Below are 2,187 nucleotides of genomic sequence, written 5' to 3'. Positions count from 1 at the left end.
CACCAAAAAGACCAACTAAAATCAAGGTTTTGCAAAACTGGTTTGAGAAAACCCAACCTGCACCTCCTGATTTTGATCCAGATCAAGCTAAATGGGAATATTTAAAGGAGAAACATAACCTGTGAAAGTCTTGATTGATACCAACATAATTATAGATATTGCCCTGGAAAGACAGCCTTACTTTACTAATAGCGAGACAGTTTTGGCATTTGTTGAACAGGGACAAATAGAAGGCTACATTTCAGCATCAACTATTAGTGACCTTTATTATCTGATTCGTAAACAAAAAGGTCGAGATTTAACTATTGAGTTTTTGCAAGAAATACTTACTTTTTGTCAAATTGCTACAGTAAATCAGGCTGCAATTAGAATGGCTTTCACAACAAATTTTCAGGATTTTGAAGATTCTATTCAATACTCTACTGCGGTAGTTAATCAATTGGATGCAATTATTACCCGTAATCCTCAAGATTTCCCCATTGTCACACCACGAATTATCACTCCTGAACAATTAATTGCCGAATTAACCAACTCTCATTAGCTGGTGGTTTTAATAATGTATCGGGAGCATAAAAAATGTGTAAACTTAAAGAGTTCACCTATTACCAAAATTCTATGACTCGCTGGTTTAATATTGCAGGTCCCTGTAAAGACGATATCCACTATATGCTCTCTCCCACAGTCAGATTACCAGATTTAGAGGAGCTAATTCAACAACGTAGTTATTTTGTCCTTCACGCACCACGACAAACAGGGAAAACCACCGCTATGTTATCCCTAGCAAAACAACTTACCGACACCGGAAATTATGCCGCAGTCATGGTGTCAGTGGAAGTAGGAAGTGCATTTAATCATGATCCTACTGCCGCCGAATTAGCAATTTTAGGGGCATGGTATAATACAATTGAGGATAGTTTACCCGACGGAATTACAACCACCTGCTAAACAATGGCAACAGGAAGAACCAGGAAGCAGAATAAAGGCTTTTTTAAGAGGTTGGGCAAAAGCTATCAATCGTCCCATAGTATTATTTATAGATGAAATTGACTCTTTACAAGACCAAACATTAATATCAGTTTTACGACAGTTAAGAGATGGTTTTCCTAATCGTCCAGAAAATTTTCCCTCGTCAGTAGGATTAATTGGTTTACGAGATGTGAGAGATTATAAAGTAGCATCTGGTGGTAGTGATAGATTAAATACATCTAGTCCTTTTAATATCAAAGTTGCTTCTCTGACTATGCGAAATTTTAATCTTGCAGAAGTGGGAGAATTATATCAACAACATACAGCAGCAACGGGACAAATTTTCACACCAGAAGCAATAGAAACAGCTTATGATTTAACTCAAGGACAACCCTGATTAGTCAATGCTTTAGCTAAAAAAAATGCAGAAAAAATTGCAAAAGATAGAAGTATTACTATTACCAAAGAACATATTTTAACAGCCAAAGAAATATTAATTGCTCGTCAAGATACTCATTTAGACAGTTTAGCGGAAAAACTCAGGGAAAAACGAGTGAAAAACATTATTGAACCGATTTTAGCAGGGAAAACCTTACCCGATACTCTAGCAGATGATCGCCAATATTTAATAGATTTAGGATTATTACAACGTGATCCGATGGGGGATTAGTTATTTCTAACCCCATATATCGTGAAGTTATTCCCCGCGTTTTAGTACAAGGAACTCAGGACAGTTTACCTTTAATTATTCCTAGTTGGTTGACTACAACAGGTGAATTAAATATAGATGCTTTATTAACAGCATTTCTCAAATTTTGGCGACAACAGGTCGAACCATTATTAAGTAGTGCTGCTTATCATGAAATTGCTCCACATATAGTATTAATGGCTTTTTTACATCGTGTGGTTAATGGTGGGGGAGTTTTAGAAAGAGAGTATGCAATTGGTAGCGATAGAATGGATTTATGTCTGCGTTATAAAGATGTAATTTTAGGGATTGAATTGAAAGTATGGCGGGATAAAAAACGCGATCCCCAAGCTGATGGAATTGAACAATTAGAATCTTATTTAGGGCGTTTTGGTTTAGATTTTGGTCTGATAACTGATAACTGATAACTGATAACTGATAACTGATAACTGATAACTGATAACTGATAACTGATAACTGATAACTGATAACTGATAACTGATAACTGATAACTGATAACTGATAACTGATAA

General features: G+C 35.8%; 1 protein-coding gene and 1 pseudogene. Both read left to right on the top strand.

From position 1 onward, the window contains the following. Positions 1 to 121 precede the first annotated feature (121 nt). Positions 122 to 541, top strand: coding sequence for a PIN domain-containing protein (locus tag IQ242_RS23130; RefSeq protein ID WP_193961564.1), 420 nt, complete (start codon positions 122 to 124; stop codon positions 539 to 541). 74 nt (positions 542 to 615) lie between these two features. After that, positions 616 to 2,061 (top strand): annotated as a pseudogene (locus IQ242_RS23125) (AAA-like domain-containing protein); the annotation flags it as partial. Positions 2,062 to 2,187 lie beyond the last annotated feature (126 nt).

It is taken from the genome of Microcystis sp. LEGE 08355 (assembly GCF_015207185.1).
In the GTDB taxonomy this organism is placed as follows: Bacteria; Cyanobacteriota; Cyanobacteriia; order Cyanobacteriales; family Microcystaceae; genus Microcystis; species Microcystis panniformis.
Note: the sequence above shows the minus strand (reverse complement) of the source record. Positions and strands in the feature narration are given on the sequence as shown.